The organism is Bradyrhizobium sp. WBAH42 (genome assembly GCF_024585265.1).
Classification (GTDB): domain Bacteria; phylum Pseudomonadota; class Alphaproteobacteria; order Rhizobiales; family Xanthobacteraceae; genus Bradyrhizobium.
This window is the reverse complement of the sequence record NZ_CP036533.1, coordinates 3,672,820-3,691,570: the sequence shown is the minus strand read 5'-3', so window position 1 is coordinate 3,691,570 and position 18,751 is coordinate 3,672,820. Positions and strand designations below refer to the sequence as shown.

At 64.7% G+C, this 18,751-nt stretch carries 14 protein-coding genes; 11 read left to right on the top strand and 3 right to left on the bottom strand.

The annotated features are described in order from the left end of the window. Positions 1 to 116 precede the first annotated feature (116 nt). From DCG74_RS17190 to DCG74_RS17180, 3 genes are all read left to right on the top strand, one after another. Positions 117 to 1,352 (top strand): putative DNA modification/repair radical SAM protein, encoded by a 1,236-nt coding sequence (locus DCG74_RS17190; RefSeq protein WP_172784141.1) that lies wholly within the window; start codon positions 117 to 119, stop codon positions 1,350 to 1,352. Beyond that, positions 1,352 to 2,794: a UdgX family uracil-DNA binding protein gene (locus DCG74_RS17185; protein WP_172784140.1), complete on the top strand. Its 1,443-nt coding sequence runs from the start codon at positions 1,352 to 1,354 to the stop codon at positions 2,792 to 2,794. Before DCG74_RS17190 ends, DCG74_RS17185 begins: the two co-directional genes overlap by 1 nt. A gap of 117 nt (positions 2,795 to 2,911) precedes the next feature. Beyond that, the gene (locus DCG74_RS17180) at positions 2,912 to 4,540 is read left to right on the top strand and encodes an inorganic phosphate transporter (RefSeq protein WP_172784139.1); all 1,629 of its coding nucleotides are present in this window, start codon (positions 2,912 to 2,914) and stop codon (positions 4,538 to 4,540) included. Positions 4,541 to 4,690: 150 nt separating this feature from the next. Here DCG74_RS17180 and DCG74_RS17175 read toward each other — a convergent pair whose 3' ends face one another. Continuing rightward, on the bottom strand, positions 4,691 to 5,863 hold the full coding sequence (locus DCG74_RS17175) for a M20 aminoacylase family protein (protein WP_172784138.1): 1,173 nt from the start codon (positions 5,861 to 5,863) through the stop codon (positions 4,691 to 4,693). Positions 5,864 to 6,034: 171 nt separating this feature from the next. Here DCG74_RS17175 and DCG74_RS17170 point away from each other — a divergent pair, with 171 nt between their 5' ends. The 5 genes from DCG74_RS17170 (at position 6,035) to DCG74_RS17150 (ending at position 10,597) form a co-directional block, all read left to right on the top strand. Continuing rightward, complete coding sequence (locus DCG74_RS17170; protein ID WP_172784137.1) at positions 6,035 to 7,654, top strand: GMC family oxidoreductase; 1,620 nt, start codon at positions 6,035 to 6,037, stop codon at positions 7,652 to 7,654. Positions 7,655 to 7,878: 224 nt separating this feature from the next. After that, entirely contained in the window at positions 7,879 to 8,823 is a 945-nt protein-coding gene (locus DCG74_RS17165; RefSeq protein ID WP_172784136.1) for a metallophosphoesterase, read from the top strand. A 19-nt stretch (positions 8,824 to 8,842) separates the two neighbouring features. Then, positions 8,843 to 9,178 (top strand): cupredoxin family copper-binding protein, encoded by a 336-nt coding sequence (locus DCG74_RS17160; RefSeq protein ID WP_172784135.1) that lies wholly within the window; start codon positions 8,843 to 8,845, stop codon positions 9,176 to 9,178. 109 nt (positions 9,179 to 9,287) lie between these two features. After that, positions 9,288 to 9,833 (top strand): sigma-70 family RNA polymerase sigma factor, encoded by a 546-nt coding sequence (locus DCG74_RS17155; protein ID WP_172784134.1) that lies wholly within the window; start codon positions 9,288 to 9,290, stop codon positions 9,831 to 9,833. Continuing rightward, entirely contained in the window at positions 9,830 to 10,597 is a 768-nt protein-coding gene (locus DCG74_RS17150; RefSeq protein WP_172784133.1) for an anti-sigma factor, read from the top strand. Before DCG74_RS17155 ends, DCG74_RS17150 begins: the two co-directional genes overlap by 4 nt. A 110-nt stretch (positions 10,598 to 10,707) precedes the next feature. Here DCG74_RS17150 and hpnO read toward each other — a convergent pair whose 3' ends face one another. Further along, the gene (gene hpnO / locus DCG74_RS17145) at positions 10,708 to 12,099 is read right to left on the bottom strand and encodes an aminobacteriohopanetriol synthase HpnO (RefSeq protein WP_172784132.1); all 1,392 of its coding nucleotides are present in this window, start codon (positions 12,097 to 12,099) and stop codon (positions 10,708 to 10,710) included. 141 nt (positions 12,100 to 12,240) lie between these two features. On the opposite strand from hpnO, the gene DCG74_RS17140 reads away from it, so the two are divergent. Further along, positions 12,241 to 12,894, top strand: a complete 654-nt coding sequence (locus tag DCG74_RS17140; protein WP_172784131.1) for a DUF2147 domain-containing protein — start codon at positions 12,241 to 12,243, stop codon at positions 12,892 to 12,894. Here the strand turns inward: DCG74_RS17140 and DCG74_RS17135 are convergent. Next, entirely contained in the window at positions 12,862 to 15,450 is a 2,589-nt protein-coding gene (locus DCG74_RS17135) for an MMPL family transporter (protein WP_172784130.1), read from the bottom strand. The genes DCG74_RS17140 and DCG74_RS17135 overlap by 33 nt on opposite strands. A 452-nt stretch (positions 15,451 to 15,902) precedes the next feature. On the opposite strand from DCG74_RS17135, the gene ispH reads away from it, so the two are divergent. Together ispH and hpnH are read left to right on the top strand one after the other, a co-directional pair. Beyond that, entirely contained in the window at positions 15,903 to 16,829 is a 927-nt protein-coding gene (gene ispH / locus DCG74_RS17130) for a 4-hydroxy-3-methylbut-2-enyl diphosphate reductase (protein ID WP_172784129.1), read from the top strand. A gap of 36 nt (positions 16,830 to 16,865) precedes the next feature. Beyond that, complete coding sequence (hpnH, locus tag DCG74_RS17125; RefSeq protein ID WP_036006086.1) at positions 16,866 to 18,026, top strand: adenosyl-hopene transferase HpnH; 1,161 nt, start codon at positions 16,866 to 16,868, stop codon at positions 18,024 to 18,026. Positions 18,027 to 18,751: the final 725 nt, after the last annotated feature.

Below are 18,751 nucleotides of genomic sequence, written 5' to 3'. Positions count from 1 at the left end.
ACCAACGGCTGGCTCATTTGTTCATGATATGTTCTAATATAAAGCTAACGGTGCTCGAAGAGTCAATCGAATTGGCGCGCTGTCGGATTCATGAGTTGAATCAAAGGGATTCCAAAATGGACGTGCAACGCAAACTGGAGATTCTGGCGGACGCCGCCAAATACGACGCATCCTGCGCCTCCAGCGGCACCGAGAAGCGGGATTCCAGCGACGGCAAGGGCATGGGCTCGACCGCGCCAGGCATGGGAATCTGCCATTCCTACGCGCCGGACGGACGCTGCATCTCGCTGCTCAAGGTGCTGCTGACCAACGCCTGCAATTACGATTGCCTCTATTGCGTCAACCGCGCGTCCTCGAACGTAGCACGCGCCCGCTTCACCATCGACGAATTGGTCAAGCTCACGCTCGACTTCTACCGGCGCAACTACATCGAGGGCCTGTTTCTCTCCTCCGGCATCATCCGCAGCCCCGACTACACGATGGAGCAAGTGGTGAGCGTCGCGCGCAAACTGCGCGAGGAGCATCACTTCCGCGGCTACATCCACCTGAAGACCATTCCCGAGGCCGACGATGCGCTGATCGCCGAGGCCGGCAAATATGCCGACCGCCTTTCGATCAACATCGAGATGCCTGAGGAGACCAGCCTGCAGCAATTCGCGCCTGAGAAGGACGTGCGCGCGATCCGCCGCACCATGGGCCGGCTGCGGTTGAAGCTGGATGAGGCCGAGGAGAACCGCGCAACGAAGACAAAGGCCAAGCCGCAGCGCTTTGCGCCGGCCGGACAGAGCACCCAGATGATCGTCGGCGCAGACAGCGCCTCCGATCACACCATTCTCCACACCAGCGCCAACCTTTACGGCGCCTACCGGCTGCGGCGCGTCTATTACTCCGCCTTCAGCCCGATCCCCGATGCCAGCCGCGCACTGCCCCTGCGCGCGCCGCCGCTGCTGCGCGAGCACCGGCTCTACCAGGCCGACTGGCTGATGCGGTTCTACGGCTTCGATGTCGGCGAGATCGTCGACGACAGCGCGATGCTGCCGCTCGACATCGATCCCAAGCTCGCCTGGGCGCTGCGCCACCGCGACCGCTTCCCGCTCGACGTCAACCGCGCCAGCCGTGAGGAACTGCTGCGCGTTCCGGGCTTCGGCACCAGGACGGTCGACCGCATCATCGCAACAAGGCGCACCACCACGATCCGCCTCGCCGATCTCGCGCAGCTGCATGTGCCACGCAACAAGGCGCTGCCGTTCATCGTCCTCAGCGATCACCGCCCCTCATCGCATCGTCTCGATTCCGCCGGGCTGATCGAACGGTTCAAGCCGAAGGCAACGCAACTGGGATTTGGCTTCTGATGCAGTACATCACCCTCGACACCGAAACCGATTTCGACGGCTGGCGCAATGCCGCGCGCAGCCTCGTGCTTCACCACGTGCCGCCCAGCGACGTCACCTGGACCGTGCAAGGCGGCGAAGCCGAGTTGTTCGCGTCCCCCGCGCCGTCTCCGATCCTCGAGGTGAACGACGGCACCTTCAACGTATCAGGCAAATTCGTCGAGCTCGCCAAGGCGGCGATCCTGCACCGCGACGGCGAGCGCTTTGCGATCCTCTATCGCCTGCTGTTCCGGCTGAAGGACAACCACGATCTCATCGAGGTCGCGACCGATCCTGATGTCGCGCGCGTCACTTCCATGGCGAAAGCGGTCTATCGCGACGAGCACAAGATGCATGCCTTCGTCCGCTTCCGCGAGATCGGCCGGGAACGCCAGGCGCATTACGTCGCCTGGTTCGAGCCGGAGCATCATATCGTCGAGCTCGCCGCGCCGTTCTTCGCCAAGCGCTTTGCCGACATGCCCTGGTCGATCCTGACCCCGGACCTCTGCGCGCATTGGGACGGCCATGCGCTCTCGTTCACGCCGGGCGTCAGCAAGAGCGAGGCGCCGGGCGAAGACCGTCTCGAGGAAACCTGGCGGCGTTACTACGCCAGCATCTTCAATCCGGCCCGGCTCAAGGTGAAGGCGATGCAGGCCGAGATGCCGAAGAAATATTGGAGGAACCTGCCCGAGGCTTCGATCATTAAGCCCTTGATCGAGGACGCCGAACGCATGACCGGTGCCATGATCGCCAATGCCGCAACCGATCCGCATAAGCCTCAGAAGCGGCCGGAGGCTCCGATGAAACGCAAGCCAGCTGCCGACGATCTCGAAACGCTCCGCGAGGAGGCCGCGCATTGCCGCGCCTGCCATCTGTACAAGGACGCGACGCAGACCGTGTTCGGCGAAGGCCCGAAGAATGCCAACATCATGCTGGTCGGCGAGCAGCCCGGCGACAAGGAAGACCTCGCCGGTCACCCCTTCGTCGGCCCGGCCGGGCAGATGCTCGACCGCGCGCTGGAGGAGGCCGGCGTCGACCGCAAGAAGGTCTATGTCACCAACGCGGTGAAGCACTTCAAATTCGTGCCGCGCGGAAAGATCCGTCTGCACCAGAAGCCGAACACCCCGGAGATCCGGGCGTGCCGGCAATGGTATGAGCGGGAAGTTTCGGCAATCCAGCCCGATCTCATCGTGGCGATGGGCGCCACCGCCGCTCAAAGCGTGTTCGGCAAGATCACTCCGATCGGCAAGAACCGCGGCCGGTTGATCGATCTTCCCGACGGGCGCAAGGCGCTCGTGACGGTGCATCCGTCCTATCTGCTGCGGCTGCCCGATCCCGAAGCCAAGGTGCTGGAGTATCGACGCTTTGTCGAGGATCTGAAGATCGCCGCCGGCTTGCAGAAAAAGGCCGCACGCGCCGCCTAAGCACTGGCAGGACAACGGCATACTTGCAGGAAAACAGCTTTCGCGCCTCGGTTGTCATCCAGGCTTCAAATCCATCGCGGACAATGCCTTGACCTGAAAGTTAAGGGGCGTCCAGACATGACCGATGTTGCATTCGACCGCGCGGTAGCAGATCCCGCGCCCGTCCAGCCGGCCTCGCGGCCAAATCTCGACAAGGGCTTCAATCCGCTGACGATGATCCTGTTCTTCGGCATCCTCGCCGCGGGCCTGCTGTTCGTCGCCTACAGCATCTATGTCGACGTCAATGCCACCGGCGCGCGGGTCACGACCTACCTGCCCTACATCCTCCTGTTCGTCGCGCTCCTAATTGCGCTGGGCTTCGAATTCGTCAACGGCTTCCACGACACCGCCAATGCGGTGGCGACCGTGATCTACACCCATTCGCTGCCGGCCGAGGTCGCGGTGATGTGGTCGGGCTTCTTCAACTTCCTCGGCGTGCTCCTGTCCTCCGGCGCGGTCGCCTTCGGCATCGTCTCGCTGCTGCCCGTCGAGCTGATCCTCCAGGTCGGCTCCAGCGCCGGTTTTGCCATGGTGTTCGCGCTGCTGATCGCCGCGATCCTGTGGAATCTCGGCACCTGGTTTTTCGGCCTGCCCGCCTCCTCCTCGCATACGCTGATCGGCTCGATCATCGGCGTCGGCGTCGCCAACGCCGTCATGCGCGGCCGCGACGGCACCTCGGGCGTGGACTGGACCAAGGCGACCGAGATCGGCTACGCGCTGCTGCTGTCGCCCCTGTTCGGCTTCATCTGCGCCGCCACGCTGTTGCTCCTGCTCAAGTTCATCGTGCGCAACCCGGCGCTCTATTCCGCGCCGGAGGGCAACAAGGCGCCGCCGCTGTGGATCCGCGGCCTCTTGATCGCGACCTGCACCGGCGTCAGCTTCGCGCACGGCTCGAACGACGGCCAGAAGGGCATGGGCCTGATCATGCTGATCCTGATCGGCACCGTGCCGACGGCCTACGCGCTCAACCGCGCGCTGCCGGAATCGCAGGTCGTCCAGTTCCAGAAGACCTCCGATGCCGCCGCCAAGGTGATCTCGGCGAAGGGCGCCGGCCACAGCATCATCGGCGATCCCCGCCCCGCCGTGACGCAGTACATCACGCTGCGCCACATCAACGAGGGCACCTATCCCTCGCTTGCCGTGCTGGTGAAGGATGTCGGCGACCAGGTCGCCAAATATGGCACGCTGAACAAGGTGCCCGCGGAAGCCGTCGGCAACACCCGCAACGACATGTACATGACCTCCGAAGCGATCCGCTTCCTGATGAAGGACAAGGAGAACGATCTCACCAAGGAGGAGATCGCGGCGCTGAACGCCTACAAGGGATCGCTCGATGCCGCCACGAAGTTCATCCCGAACTGGGTGAAGATCGCGGTCGCCATCGCGCTCGGCCTCGGCACCATGATCGGATGGAAGCGCATCGTCATCACGGTCGGCGAGAAGATCGGCAAGAGCCATCTCACCTACGCGCAAGGAGCGTCCGCCGAGCTCGTGGCCGCCGCCACGATCGGCGCGGCCGACGTGTTCGGCCTTCCGGTCTCCACCACGCATGTGCTGTCGTCGGGCGTCGCCGGCACCATGGCGGCGAACGGTTCGGGCCTGCAATGGTCGACGATCCGCAACCTGCTGATGGCCTGGGTGCTGACGCTGCCCTGCGCGATCATGCTGTCGGCGACGCTCTATGTGATCTTCTCGCGGATGTTCTGAGAGCCGCTCCCTCTCCCCGTTCTTACGGGGAGAGGGCTGGGGTGGGGGGCTCCATCCGAGAAAATAGTGACAGATGGACTCGCGGAGAGTCCCCCTCACCCGGCGCTTCGCGCCGACCTCTCCCCGCAAGCGGGGCGAGGTGACGAAAAGCTACGACGCCGCGAGCTGCTCCTCGACCAGCTTCACCCAATAGGACGTGCCGTAGACGATCGCCTCGTCGTTGAAATTGTAGGCGGGGTGATGCAGGCCGGCGCTGTCGCCGTTGCCGCAGAAGATGAAGGCGCCGGGCCGCGCTTCCAGCATGTAGGCGAAATCCTCGCCGCCCATCAGCGGCGCCATCTCGTGGACATGGGACTCGCCCGCGACCTGCGTGGCGATGCGCCGTGCCACCTCGGTTTCCGCGGCATGGTTGTTCACGACGGGATAGTTGCGCTTGTAGTGCAGGTCGATCTTGGCGCCGGTGATCTGCGCCACGCCCGCCACGACCTCATGCACGCGCTTCTCGACCAGCTTGCGCACCTCCGGCGTCAGCGTGCGGATGGTGCCTCTCAGCGTCGCGGTCTGCGGAATGACGTTGCGGGCGTTGCCGGCGTGGAACTCGCAGATCGAGATCACCGCCGATTCCAGGGGATCGACGCTGCGGGAGACGATCGACTGCAGGGCCGTGATTACCTGCGCGCCGACCAGCACGGAATCGACGCATTTGTGCGGACGCGCGGCGTGGCCGCCGAGGCCTTCGATCATGATGTCGACCTCGTCGGTCGCCGCCATGATGGGGCCTGGCCGGATCGCGAACGAGCCGACCGGGATGCCCGGGCCGTTGTGCATGCCGTAGACCTGCTCGATGCCGAAGCGCTCCATCAGGCCGTCCTTGACCATGGCCGCGCCGCCGGCGCCGCCCTCCTCGGCGGGCTGGAAGATCACCACGGCATCGCCGGCAAAATTGCGCGTCTCGGCGAGATAGCGGGCCGCCCCGAGCAGCATCGCGGTGTGGCCGTCATGACCGCAGGCGTGCATCTTGCCGGGGGTCTTGGAGGCGTAAGGCAGATTGGTCTGCTCCTCGACCGGAAGCGCATCCATGTCGGCACGCATGCCGATCACCTTGAGCCCCTCGCCGGCCGGCTTGTTGCCCTTGATCACGCCGACAACGCCGGTCTGGCCGAGGCCGGTCACGACCTCATCGCAGCCGAACTCCCGCAGCCGGTCCGCAACGAATGCTGCGGTGCGGTGGACATCGTACAGCAGCTCGGGATGCTGATGGATGTCCCGCCGCCAGGCCTGGATATCGGGTTGAAGGTCGGCGACGCGGTTCACAATGGGCATGGAAGGTCTCGAGCTGGTGGAAATACAGGACTGTCTACCATGCAAGCGTCGGTCCACCCAACCGCCGGCAATCGGGGTCTAGCCCTGTTCACCCGGCATGGCCGGGCTTGTCCCGATCGGCTGCGTCAGCCTATTAGACGAACGCAAAGAGACCATTCGGGTGGAAGCAGAATGCCGAGGCGGCTTGAAGGTGAGTTTGACTACATTGTCGTCGGAGCCGGTACGGCAGGCTGTATCATCGCGAACCGGCTGTCAGCTGATCGCAACAACCGCGTCCTCATCCTGGAAGCCGGCGGCGACGACAATTGGATCTGGTTCCACATTCCGGTCGGCTATCTCTTCGCCATCGGCAATCCGCGTTCGGACTGGATGTTCAAGACCGAGGCCGAGCCGGGCCTGAACGGCCGTTCGCTGGCCTATCCGCGCGGCAAGGTGATCGGCGGCTGCTCGGCGATCAACGCCATGATCTCGATGCGCGGCCAGGCTGCCGACTACGATCACTGGCGCCAGCTTGGGCTGACCGGCTGGGGCTATGACGACGTGCTGCCGCTGTTCAAGCGCCTCGAGGACCACTTCCTTGGCGCCAGCGAGCATCACGGCGCCGGGGGCGGTTGGCGCATCGAGGCGCCGCGGCTGTCATGGGCAGTTCTCGATGCCGTCGGTGACGCGGCCGAGGAGATGGGCATCAAGCGCATCCCGGATTTCAACACCGGCGACAACGAAGGCACCAGCTATTTCCACGTCAACCAGAAGCGCGGCCGGCGCTGGTCGTCGGCGCGCGGCTTCCTAAAGCCCGCGCTCAACCGTCCGAACCTGCGGCTCGAGAAGCACGTGCTGGTCGACCGCCTCATCATCGAGCAGGGCCGCGCCGTCGGCGTGCGCTTCATCCAGAACGGCGAGATCATCGAGGCGCGCGCGAAGCGCGAGGTGGTGCTCTCGGCAGGCTCCATCGGCTCGGTGCAGGTGCTGCATCGCTCCGGCATCGGCCCTGCCCACTGGCTGTCGCCGCTCGGCATCGACATCGTCATGGACAAGCCCGGCGTCGGGCGCAATCTCCAAGACCATCTCCAGCAACGCGCGATCTACAAGGTCGAGGGCGTGCGCACGCTGAACGAGACCTATTACAATCTGTTCCGCCGCGGCCTGATGGGGCTCGACTACGCCTTCCGCCGCCGCGGTCCGCTGACCATGGCACCCTCGCAGCTCGGCATCTTCACGCGCTCCGATGCGACGCGCGCCCGCGCCAACATCCAGTTCCACGTGCAGCCGCTGTCGCTCGACAAGTTCGGCGATCCCCTGCATCGCTTCCCTGCGATCACCGTCAGTGCCTGCAATCTGCAGCCGACCTCGCGCGGCACGGTGCGACCGCGTTCGGCGAGCCCGGACGAGAAGCCGATCATCGCGCCGAACTACCTGTCGACGGACGACGACCGCCAGGTCGCCGCAGACGCCATCCGCACCACGCGCCGCCTGATGCGGCAGAAGGCTCTGGCAAAATACCGGCCCAGCGAATATCTGCCGGGGCCGACGGTCGGCGATGACGACGCCTCGCTGGCAAAGGCCGCCGGCGACATCGGCACCACCATTTTCCACCCTGTCGGCACCGCGAAGATGGGCACGGCAAACGACCCGATGGCGGTGGTGGATGAGCGCCTGCGCTTCTATGGCCTTGGCAATTTGCGCATCGTCGATGCCTCGATCATGCCGACGATTACGTCGGGCAACACCAATACGCCGACCGCGATGATCGCGGAGAAGGGTGCGACCATGATCCTGGAGGATGCGAAGTAGACGCTATCGTGTCCCGGACGCGGCGCAGCGCGAAGCGGTGCGACGCGGAGCCGGGACCCATTGCGGCCCTGGGTCCCGGCTCTGCGGCGCACCGCCAAGCGGCGCTGCGCCTTGTCCGGGACACGAGACTGCACTCACGAAATCGTCATCCCATCCGGGAATAAGTCCCTCCCTCCCCCGATCACCTCCCCGAAGCCCAATTCCGGGCGACGTGGAGAGGCGCGATGAGCGGAGACAATCACGGGGACGACGGCGTCAGCCGCCGCAAGGTGCTGGAATGCATGACCTGGGCCGGCACCGGGGTGCTCTGGACCGCCACGGGCGGCGTGCCACGCTCGATCGGCATCATCGATTCGGCTGAGGCCGCAACGGCGGCCGCGCCCGGCATGAGCTTCCTCCAGATCAGCGACAGCCATGTCGGCTTCGACAAGCCGGCCAATCCCAACGCGCTCGGCACGCTGGAAGAGGCCGTGAACAAGATCAACGCGATGCCTGCAAAGCCGTCGTTCATGATCCACACCGGCGACATCACGCATCTGTCGAAAGCCGCCGAGTTCGACAATGCCGAGCGCATCATCTCGCAGACCAAGCTCGACGTGCATTACGTGCCCGGCGAGCATGATTTCATCGATGAGGAGGTGAAGCTCTATCGCGAACGCTACGGCCGCGGCACCAAAGGTCACGGCTGGTACTCGTTCGACGCCGGCGGCGTGCACTTCATCGGCCTCGTCAACGTCGTCGACCTCAAGGCCGGGGGCCTGGGCAATCTCGGCGCCGAGCAGCTCGCCTGGCTCGAGGACGATCTGCGCGGCAAGTCGAAATCGACGCCGGTCGTGCTGTTCGCGCACATCCCGCTCTGGACCGTCTATCCGCAATGGGGTTGGGGCACCGAGGACGGCGGCCGCGCGCTGGAATACGTCAAGGGCTTTGGCTCGGTCACCGTGCTGAACGGGCACATCCATCAGGTGATGCAGAAGGTCGAGGGCAACGTCACCTTCCACACCGCGCGCTCGACCGCCTTCCCGCAGCCGGCGCCGGGGGCCGCGCCCTCGCCCGGTCCGATGAAGGTCGAGGACGCAAGGCTGCGCTCCATGCTTGGGGTAGCCAGCATCAACTTCAAGCAGAACGAGCAGCGGCTCGCGATCATCGACACGCCGCTCCAGGGCTAAGGCTGAACGGAAGCTGACAATGAAGACTCTCAATCGCCGCGACTTCGGTTTCGACCTCGGTCTCGCTTTGGCCGCGGCCATCCTGTTGCCCGCAACAAAAGCCCGCGCCGACGACCTGGACGTGCACATCGACAATTTCGTGTTCCAGCCGGCCGAGCTCAAGATCAAGGTCGGCACCACCGTGACCTGGACCAACCGGGACGATATCCCGCACACCATCGTCTCTGCCGGCAAGTTCAGGTCCAAGACTCTTGATACCGACGACAAGTTCTCCTTCACCTTCACCAATGCGGGCGACTACAAGTATTTTTGTTCGCTGCACCCGCACATGACGGGGATGATCAAGGTTGAGTAACGTCTTCAACCAAGGCATCAACGTCCTGCCCGGCCGGTGGTCCCACGCCGGCCGGGCGCATGCGCCCGCGGTCAAGGCAAAAGAAGAACCAGAGGCAAAGCGAGGAGCGATGCCCGCCACCGACGATGTGCAGAAGGCACAGCGCTTCCGCGAGGCAGCGCTGCCCTATCTCGACGACGTCTACACGCTCGCACGCTACCTGCTGCGCGATGCCTCTGACGCCGAGGACGCGGTGCAGGAGTGCTATCTGCGCGCGCTGAAGCATTTCGACAGCTACCGGGGGCCTGCGATGAAGCCCTGGCTGTTCGCGATCCTGCGCAACGTCTGCAACGCCGAATATGTGCGTCGCGCGAACCGGCCCAGCGCGATCGAGGATACGCTAGGTGCCGCCGAGCAGACGCCGCTCTGGCGGGAGACCGAGGCGAGCCCCGAGACTGAAGTGCTGCGGAGCCGCGATGCCGGCGCCATCCGCAAGCTGATCGACGCGCTCGCCGAGCCGTTCAAGGAAACATTCGTGCTGCGCGAGATCAACAACCTGTCCTACCTTGAAATCGCCGAGGCCGTCGGCGTCCCCGTCGGCACCGTGATGTCCCGCCTCGCCCGCGCCCGCGCCATGCTGCGCGCGGCCTGGACGGAAGAGGAGCAAGCGAAATGACCTGCGACGAAGCAAGGATCCTGCTTCACGCGCTGCTCGATGGCGAGCTCGATGCCGGCCACGCGCGCGAGGTCGAGGCCCATATCGCGAGCTGCCCGGCCTGCGCCGCGGAGTTCGCGGCGCAGCGCGAGATGCAGCGCGCGCTCGCAGGTACCAATTTGCGCTACACCGCGCCGGCAAGCCTGCGCGCTCGCATCGAAGCCTCGTTGCCTGAGCCGCAGCGCCAGCAGCCGAGCCGCCGCGCCGTGCTGCGCGGATTTGCGATGGGCTCGGCCGTCTCCGCGCTCGCCGCCACCGGAATCGTCGCGGTGGTGCTGCGCCAGGATGACCAGCAGCGGATTCTGTCTGAGGTCGTCTCCGCGCATCTGCGCTCGCTCCAGGCCGGCCATCTCACCGACGTGGTCTCGACCGACCAGCACACCGTCAAGCCCTGGTTCAACGGCAAGCTCGACGTCGCACCACCGGTGATCGACCTCACCGCGCAAGGTTTTACGCTGGTCGGCGGCCGGCTCGACTATATCGACGCCCGCGCCATCGGCGCCGTGGTCTACCGGCGCCGGCAACACGTGATCAATCTGTTCGTGTCGCAAACTTCGAGCACCGAGCATCGGCCGCCGAAGACCCAGACCATGCAGGGCTTCAACTGCCGCCGCTGGGGCGGCCGCGGCCTGAACTTCTGGGCCGTCAGCGATCTCGGCGCCGACGAACTTGCCGAATTCGTCGACAAGTTCGAGGCGGCAATGAAGGCGAACGTGGAGGGGTAACGGTCTCCGCCGTCATTGCGAGCGTAGCGAAGCAATCCAGACCGCATCCGCGGAGGGATACTGGATTGCTTCGCTACGCTCGCAATGACGATTGCTGAGATAGATCGGCCTTACGCCGACCTTCGCACCGCGTTGTCCACCAGCGTCTTGCCGAGCGACCAGATCGCGCCGGGGACCTTGTGGCTGCCGGCGATGACGTCGTCGAAGGCGCGCTCGATCCAGCTGCAGTCTTCCTCGGTGATGGTGAGCGGCGGCAGCAGCTTGATGGTGTGGCTGCCGTGGCCGGCGACTTGCGTCAGGATCTTGTGATCCTTGAACAGCGGCACGGTGATGAGCTGGCAGAACAGGCCCTTGTTGGCGGTCTCGAGCACGTTCCAGGACGCCCGCAGGCGCAGCGATTTCGGCGGGCCGAACTCGATGCCGATCATCAGGCCCTTGCCACGGACTTCCTTGAGCAGCTCGTAGCCCGGCACCATGCGCGTCAGCGCGAGGCGCAGCTCGGCGCCGCGCTTGGCGGCCGCATCGATCAGCTTCTCCGATTCCATGACGTCGAGCGTGGCGATGCCCGCGGCCATCGCGAGGTCGTTCTTGGAGAAGGTGGAGCCGTGCACCACCGCGCGGTCCATCTGGTTGAAGATCTTGTCGAAGATGCTCTTGCGCGTCAGCACGGCGCCGACCGGCACGTGGCCGCCCGACAGCGACTTCGACAGCAGCACCATGTCGGGCTCGACGTTCCAGTGCTCGACCGCGAGGAAGCGGCCGGTACGGCCCATGCCGGTCTGGATCTCGTCGGCGACGAACAGCGTGCCGTATTTCTTGCAGAGCGCGGCCGCCCCGGGCAGGAACTCGTCGGTGGGCATGTTGACGCCCTTGCCCTGGATCGGCTCGACGACGAAGGCGGCGACCTCGCGCGAGGCCAGCGCCTTTTCCAGCGCGGCCAGGTCGTTGAACGGGATCGGGGTGCAGCCCGGCAGCAGCGGCTCGAAGCCGGTGCGGAAATTGGCGTCGCCGGTCAGCGACAGCGCGCCGTAGGTCAACCCGTGATAGCCGTGCGCGCAATAGACGATGCCGGGACGCCCCGTCGCGCCGCGCGCGAACTTGATCGCAGCCTCGACGCATTCCGCGCCGGAATTGGCGAAGAACGCCTTGTCGAGATAGGGAACGTATTTCAGGAGGCGCTCGGCCAGCACACCGGCGAGCGTCGAAACGTCGAATTGGACGAGGTTGGGCAGGTCGGCATCGAGCACGCTCTTGAGCGCCTCGCGCATGACGGGATGATTGCGCCCGATCGCAAACACGCCAAAGCCGGACAACAGGTCGAGATAGCGCGCGCCGTCGCGGTCGTAGAGGTACTGCCCCTGCCCCTTCTGGAAGCCGACATCGTAGCCGATGGTCTTGAGCACCCGAACGAACTGCTCGTTCAGATACCGGTTATGCAGGGTGCTGCGCTGGGCCTGACGGTCCGCGAATAGCTGAGACATGTCTGGATTTGGGCTGTGCATCCGCTACATACTTCGGTTGAGGGCCGTCTCGTCAACTGAAAACGGACCGTTACTGAAAACGGTCTGTGCGGCCTTTTGCCCTTTTTCGGACCATCTTCGCAAGCACAGCTTTAGACCATGTTGCACTGCCAAGGAACACACATGCGTTTGGCCCTTTACACCGGACTAATACTGGCTGGCGGTTACGCCGGCCTGACGCCCGCGCTCGGCGCGGATCCGACCGGCGACTGGCGGGTCGCCGACGGCGTTGCCAACATTCGCGTCGCCCAATGCTACGGCAGCATGTGGGGCGCGGTTTCCTGGGAAAAGCAGCCCGGCGGGCGCGACGAGAACAATCCGGATGCCTCGAAAAAGAACAGGCCGACGCTCGGCATGGCAACCCTGATCGACATGAAGAAGAAGCCCGGCGTCGATCAGTGGGAAGGGCAGGTCTACAACGCCAAGGACGGTCAGCTCTACAGCGCGACGATCACGCCGGCCGGCCCCGACCAGCTCGAGATCAAGGGCTGCGTCATGGGCTTCCTCTGCGGCGGCGAAACCTGGACCCGGGTCGGCCCGCCGATCCCTTCCAGCCCTGCCAACGCCATGGCCAAGGGCGCGGCGAAATCCAGCGGCACTGCGCCGAAGCCGCAAGCGGGGCAAGGGGCCCAGGCAGCCCAAGCCACGGGCGGCACCACCACGCCTGCGCCCGCAGCTCCCAAGGCCGCCGGCGCAGCCAAGCCCGGTCAGAAGGGCACCGCCGACCCCGTCGGCGACATCTGCCTACTCCCTGAGATTGCGGGGTTTGCCCATTAGGGCCGGCTGGAACAGCAGCACGGCGGCGAGCGTCGTCACCAGCGAGAGGGCCAGCAGCTTGCCCATGCTGGACGTGCCGGGATGGCTCGACAGCCACAGGCTGCCGAACGCGGTCGCCGTCGTCAGCGCACTGAAAAAGATCGCGCGCGTCAGGCTGGTCTGGAGCAGGTTCGTTCTGCCCGAGCGCCAGGCCACGACATAATAGATCTTGAAGGCGACGCCGACGCCGAGCAGCAGCGGAAACGCGACGATGTTGGCGAAGTTCAGCGGCAGGCCGATCAACACGCAGATCTCGAGCGTCACCGCGCCGGCAACCAGAAGCGGCACCAGCGTCATCAGCACGTCGACGAAGCGGCGGAGCGTGATCCACAGCAGAAGCCCGATCACCAGCAGCGCATAGATGCCGGCGTGGATGAACGCCTTCACCACGGTGTCGCCGGATTTCAGGATCGAGACCGGCCCGCCGATCGCAGTCGGCTCGGCCTGGAGCACCGCCGCTGCGAATTTGCGCAGCGTATCGTTGTCGTTGGGATCACCCTTGGGCAGCGCCTCGACGCGGATGACGCCGTCCTTGCTCTTCCAGGCGCTGACGAGATCGGGCGGCAGCGAGCTCAGGGTGACGGGACCTGCCTGCATCGCGTTCCTGAGCTGGTCGAACACGATCTTCAATGGCGCGACGAACACGTCCTGCGCCTTGTTGCGCGTGGCCTCGTCGCCATTGGCGAGCTTTTCGAGCGCGTTGGCAAGACGGCGCGAGGCGACAGCGCCCGGGCCCTTCGCCTCGCCCGCCGTCCGGCGCAGATTGTCGACCGAGGATTTCAGCGCTTCGACATTCTCCTGATCCGTCGGCGCTGCGTCGATCTGATCGGGGTTGAGCGCGGGATTCAGCACTTTGGCGCCCTGCGCGAGCAGCTTCAGCTTCGGCGGCTGGTCCTGCGGCACGAAGCTGTCGAGCGACATCACCCTGAGCACCTCGGGCACCTTCTCCAGCTTCGCCTCGACCTGGCTCGCCTGCTCTTCCGACGTCGTCATCACGTTGACGGCATTGGCGCCGGTGTTCGGATCCTTGCGCAAATCGAGGAAGGTGGCGATCGACTCGGCGTGCGGATTGCGCAGGTTCATCGGGTTGAAGTCGAACTTCATGAAGTAGAGCAGCGGCAGGCCGCCGAGCGCGAGCAGCAGCGTGCCGCCGACGATCAGCACCCGATGCTTCTCCAGGAAATGGTCGAGCGGCGCGAGGAAGGCGTAGCCGACTGGCTCCGGCTCGCCCGGCGGGTTCAGCAGCTTCAGCATGGCTGGCAGAACGGTAATCGACGAGATGAACGCCACCAGCATGCCGACGCCGGCGATCTGGCCGAGCTCGGCGATGCCCTTGTAGTCGGTCGGCATGAAGCAGAGGAAACCGGCAGCCGTCGCCATCGCCGCCAGCGACAGCGGCACCGCCGAGCGCTTGGCCGCCAGCACCAGCGCACCGGCGAGATCGTCGTGCTTGTAGCGCTCCGAGCGGTAGCGGACGCTGTACTGGATGCCGAAATCGACCCCCAAGCCGACGAACAGCACCGCGAAGGCGATCGACAGCAGATTGAACGATCCGACCATCATCAGGCCGGCCGCGGTCGTGATCGCAAGGCCGACGAACAGATTGACGAACACCGCGAAGATGATCTTCGACGAATGCAGCGCCAGCCACAGGATGACCAGCACGACGAGAATCGTGCCGACGCCGTTGACGACCGCGCCCTCCTGAACGGTGGCGTATTCCTCGTTGGCGATCGGCACGGGGCCGGTCAGCCGCACCCGCGCCTGGTATTTGCCAGTGAAATCCAGATCCGCAGCGGCCTTGCGGATCGCGTCGGTGGCATCCTTGCCCGGCTCCAGCGCGTTGTAGTCGAGAATCGGCTTGAACTCGATGAAGGTACGCTTGTCCGAATCCTTGAGCGGCTCGTCGCTGACGAGCTCGCGCCAGGAGAAGCTGGCATTGCCCTTGTTGAGCACGGTCTCGACCGTCTGCGCGATCAGGTTGAAGGGCCGCTCGGTGTTGTCGAGCTTGACCTGGCCGCGCTTGACGCCGGCAAGGCCCGTCTCCAGCGCCCCGGTGAGGCCGCGGATCGAGGGGTCGCCGGCCATGATCTCGATCAGGGGCGCTGCGGATTCGAACTGGCCGGTGATCTTGCCGACCTCCTCGGTCGGCAGGAACAACAGGCCGTTCTTCTCGAAGAATTCGCCGCTGCCGAGCTGCTGCATGGACTGGAAGTTGGTCTTGTCGTCCTTCAGCTTGGCGTAGAGCGCATCGGCCGCCGCGCTCGCCATTTCCGGGGTCTTGGCCTCGACCACCGCCGTGATCGTCGCATCGCGGTCGAAGGCGCGATCGAATTGCTGATCACGCTGGCGCCAGTCCAGATTCTGGGCAATCAGCGAGTTGATGTCGGTGTTGATGGCGAAGTGGCGCGCAGCGTAATAGCCCGCCCCCACCGACAGCAGGAGCCCGAGAACGACGACGAGGGAGGCAAACCGGGTGCAGGCCCTGACGATGGCAACGACGACGCTTTGCAGCACTTCTTTTCTTTCTGCGGTTAACAGCTTGCCGGAAACGCCCGCTGTTTATCGGAGTTCCCGGGCGAAACCTATTGCTGTTTTGGGTGGTTCTCGCCGCCAGAAGGTTCGAGGGTAAACGGCGGGAGACCGTGCAAAATCATGCGGGCCGCCGGTATAGCCGGGGAGTTGAGGCGGGAAAGTGACGAAGGACTACGCAGGAATGTCGCGCAAGCGAGCACATCGCATACCCTACCAAAATACCTCAGAAGCCTCCGCCCGCGGTTCCAGCTTTCCATTCTGCCGATTTTTTGACACAAAGTACTGCGCCTCCATGCGGCGGAGCCCCCACAGGGGTGGGTAGTTACCGCAGGCGCGAACCAATGGTGCGGATATTGCAACTCATTGGTCAGTATCGGAGTGCCGCTTGGGGACTTACGAGAGCGGATGGGTGCAACTTGCGTGATGGGCGTCCCATGGAACTTTATCTGGCGCAACCGCGCGGCTTCTGCGCGGGCGTGGTGCGTGCAATCGAGATCGTGGAACGGGCGCTGGAGAAGTACGGCCCGCCCGTCTACGTGCGCCATGAGATCGTGCACAACAAATACGTCGTCGAGAGCCTGAAGAACAAAGGCGCCATCTTCGTCGAGGAACTCTCCGAGGTGCCACCGAAGGCGGTGACCGTGTTCAGCGCCCATGGCGTCGCCCGCAGCGTCGAGGAAGAGGCCGCCGCACGCGACCTTCCGGTGCTCAATGCCACCTGCCCGCTGGTCACGAAAGTTCACAATCAGGGGAAGCGCTACATCGGCAAGGGCCGCACCCTGATCCTGATCGGCCATGCCGGCCACCCCGAGGTCGAGGGCACGATGGGCCAGGTCCCGGGGCCGGTGCAGCTTGTTCAAAGCGTTGAAGAGGTTAAGGCACTGACCCTGCCGGCGGATACGCCAGTGGCCTACATCACCCAGACCACCCTGTCGGTCGACGACACCAAGGACATCATCGCGGCCCTTCAAGCCCGCTTTACAGACATTCAAGGTCCGGATATCCGGGATATCTGCTATGCGACACAGAACCGCCAATCTGCGGTAAGGGACTTGAGCAAGCTGGTCGACGTGATCTTGGTGGTGGGCGCTGCCAACAGCTCGAACTCGAACCGGCTCCGCGAAATCGGCACTGAGGCCGGCGTCGCGAGTTATTTGATTGCCGACGGCAGCGAGCTCAATCCGGAGTGGTTGAAGGATGCCAGAACCGTCGGCGTCACGGCCGGCGCTTCGGCGCCCGAGGTACTCGTGGATGACGTGATTGAAGCGATGCGGCGGATCGGACCGGTGAAGGTCTCGGTGTTGCCGGGCCGCGAGGAAAACATCGAATTCCGGCTTCCGGCCCAACTGGCCGCGAGCTGACCCACCTGAATTGAAAAGCCCAGAAAGAAACCTGTAATGGCTATCCCGTTCTTCAAGGAAATGCGTATCGGCGGCTATTTGCTCAAGCAGAAACTGCTTGGCCGCAAGCGCTATCCGCTCGTGCTGATGCTGGAGCCGCTGTTCCGCTGCAACCTCGCCTGCGTCGGCTGCGGCAAGATCGATTATCCCGATGCCATCCTCAACCGCCGCATGACCGCGCAGGAGTGCTGGGACGCGGCCGATGAATGCGGCGCGCCGATGGTCGCCATTCCCGGCGGCGAGCCGCTGATCCACAAGGAGATCGGCGAGATCGTGCGCGGCCTCGTGGCGCGCAAGAAGTTCGTCTCGCTCTGCACCAACGCGCTGCTGCTGGAGAAGAAGCTCGATCTGTTCGAGCCCTCGCCCTATCTGTTCTTCTCGGTACATCTCGACGGCCTGCGTGACCACCACGACAAGGCGGTCTCGCAGAAGGGCGTGTTCGACCGGGCGGTGTCGGCGATCAAGGCGGCCAAGGCGCGCGGCTTCACCGTCAACGTCAACGCCACCATCTTCGACGGCCACCCGGCCGAGGAGATCGCCAAATTCCTCGACCTCACCACCGAGCTCGGTGTCGGCGTCTCGATGTCCCCGGGCTACGCCTATGAGCGCGCCCCGGACCAGGAGCACTTCCTCAACCGCACCAAGACCAAGAAGCTGTTCCGCGACGTCTTTGCGATGGGCAAGGGCAAGAAGTGGAATTTCATGCATTCCGGCCTGTTCCTGGACTTCCTCGCCGGCAACCAGGAATACGAGTGCACGCCGTGGGGCATGCCCGCGCGCAACATCTTCGGCTGGCAGAAGCCCTGCTATCTGCTCGGTGAAGGCTACGCCAAAACCTTCAAGGAGCTGATGGAGACCACCGACTGGGATTCCTACGGCACCGGCAAGTACGAGAAGTGTGCCGACTGCATGGCCCATTGCGGCTACGAGCCGACCGCGGCGACCGCAGCGCTCAACAACCCGCTGAAGGCGATGTGGGTGGCGCTGCGCGGCGTGCGGACCAGTGGCCCGATGGCGCCGGAGATCGACCTCTCCAAGCAGCGCCCGGCGCAGTACATCTTCTCCGAGCAGGTCCAGAAGAAGCTCTCCGAGATCCGCAAGGACGAAGCCGCCGCCGCGCAGGCGAAGGCCGCGCAGAAGGCTTCGACGGCGGCGTAAAACGCCGCACGATCAGACCTCACGACGAAAGCCCGGCCGCCAGCGCGACCGGGCTTTTTTCTTCTGGGCAGGATTCGTGCGGCTTGGGAGCACGCTATCAGCCCCAGCGTCATTGCGAGCGCAGCGAAGCAATCCAGAATCGTTCTGCGGAGACAGTCTGGATTGCTTCGCTGCGCTCGCAATGACGGAGAGTGCGGCAGCAGCTTGCTCTTGCCATTCGCGCTGCCCATCGCAGACACACCTTCGCATCCCCGCGGTGCGTTCGCCCGGGCTATGCGTCTCGTTCGCGCCCCTTTGAAGACCAGAGGGCGCAGGGAAGGCCGGGCGCCGGCGGCACCCGCGGTCCGCGTGCATCGAAAACGCACACGGGGTGGATCACAGGTGATGCCGATCGCCCGGCCTTCCCTGCGCGGATGGTTTTAACGGTGTCCTTCGTGCTCTCCTCGGGGAGCGTTGCACTATTGCCCCCGTCGTCGTCGCGGCTGATCGATGTGCACACCCGGTCGGGCCGCCGCATCACCGCAAGACTTGACGCCAGAACCCCGGGCGTCGGGACCACACGACTTCTCCGTCCGCGGACGGCCCTTCAGGAAGCATCGGGGGCTCGCGTGTGCTCGCCCCAGAGATCCAGCCTCGCCGCTTTGACGGCGCCGTGTCGTACGCGTCGCGCATGACTCACGGATGCCCGCCCTGTCATCGCCTTTCGCGCCGGCGCTGCCGCGTCC

Bases quoted from the DNA above. Each gene is read 5' to 3' on its own strand.
- DCG74_RS17190 (WP_172784141.1), top strand. From the start codon at position 117: ATGGACGTGCAACGCAAACTGGAGATTCTGGCGGACGCCGCCAAATAC.
- DCG74_RS17185 (WP_172784140.1), top strand. From the start codon at position 1,352: ATGCAGTACATCACCCTCGACACCGAAACCGATTTCGACGGCTGGCGC.
- DCG74_RS17180 (WP_172784139.1), top strand. From the start codon at position 2,912: ATGACCGATGTTGCATTCGACCGCGCGGTAGCAGATCCCGCGCCCGTC.
- DCG74_RS17175 (WP_172784138.1), bottom strand. From the start codon at position 5,863: ATGCCCATTGTGAACCGCGTCGCCGACCTTCAACCCGATATCCAGGCC.
- DCG74_RS17170 (WP_172784137.1), top strand. From the start codon at position 6,035: ATGCCGAGGCGGCTTGAAGGTGAGTTTGACTACATTGTCGTCGGAGCC.
- DCG74_RS17165 (WP_172784136.1), top strand. From the start codon at position 7,879: ATGAGCGGAGACAATCACGGGGACGACGGCGTCAGCCGCCGCAAGGTG.
- DCG74_RS17160 (WP_172784135.1), top strand. From the start codon at position 8,843: ATGAAGACTCTCAATCGCCGCGACTTCGGTTTCGACCTCGGTCTCGCT.
- DCG74_RS17155 (WP_172784134.1), top strand. From the start codon at position 9,288: ATGCCCGCCACCGACGATGTGCAGAAGGCACAGCGCTTCCGCGAGGCA.
- DCG74_RS17150 (WP_172784133.1), top strand. From the start codon at position 9,830: ATGACCTGCGACGAAGCAAGGATCCTGCTTCACGCGCTGCTCGATGGC.
- hpnO (WP_172784132.1), bottom strand. From the start codon at position 12,099: ATGCACAGCCCAAATCCAGACATGTCTCAGCTATTCGCGGACCGTCAG.
- DCG74_RS17140 (WP_172784131.1), top strand. From the start codon at position 12,241: ATGCGTTTGGCCCTTTACACCGGACTAATACTGGCTGGCGGTTACGCC.
- ispH (WP_172784129.1), top strand. From the start codon at position 15,903: ATGGAACTTTATCTGGCGCAACCGCGCGGCTTCTGCGCGGGCGTGGTG.
- hpnH (WP_036006086.1), top strand. From the start codon at position 16,866: ATGGCTATCCCGTTCTTCAAGGAAATGCGTATCGGCGGCTATTTGCTC.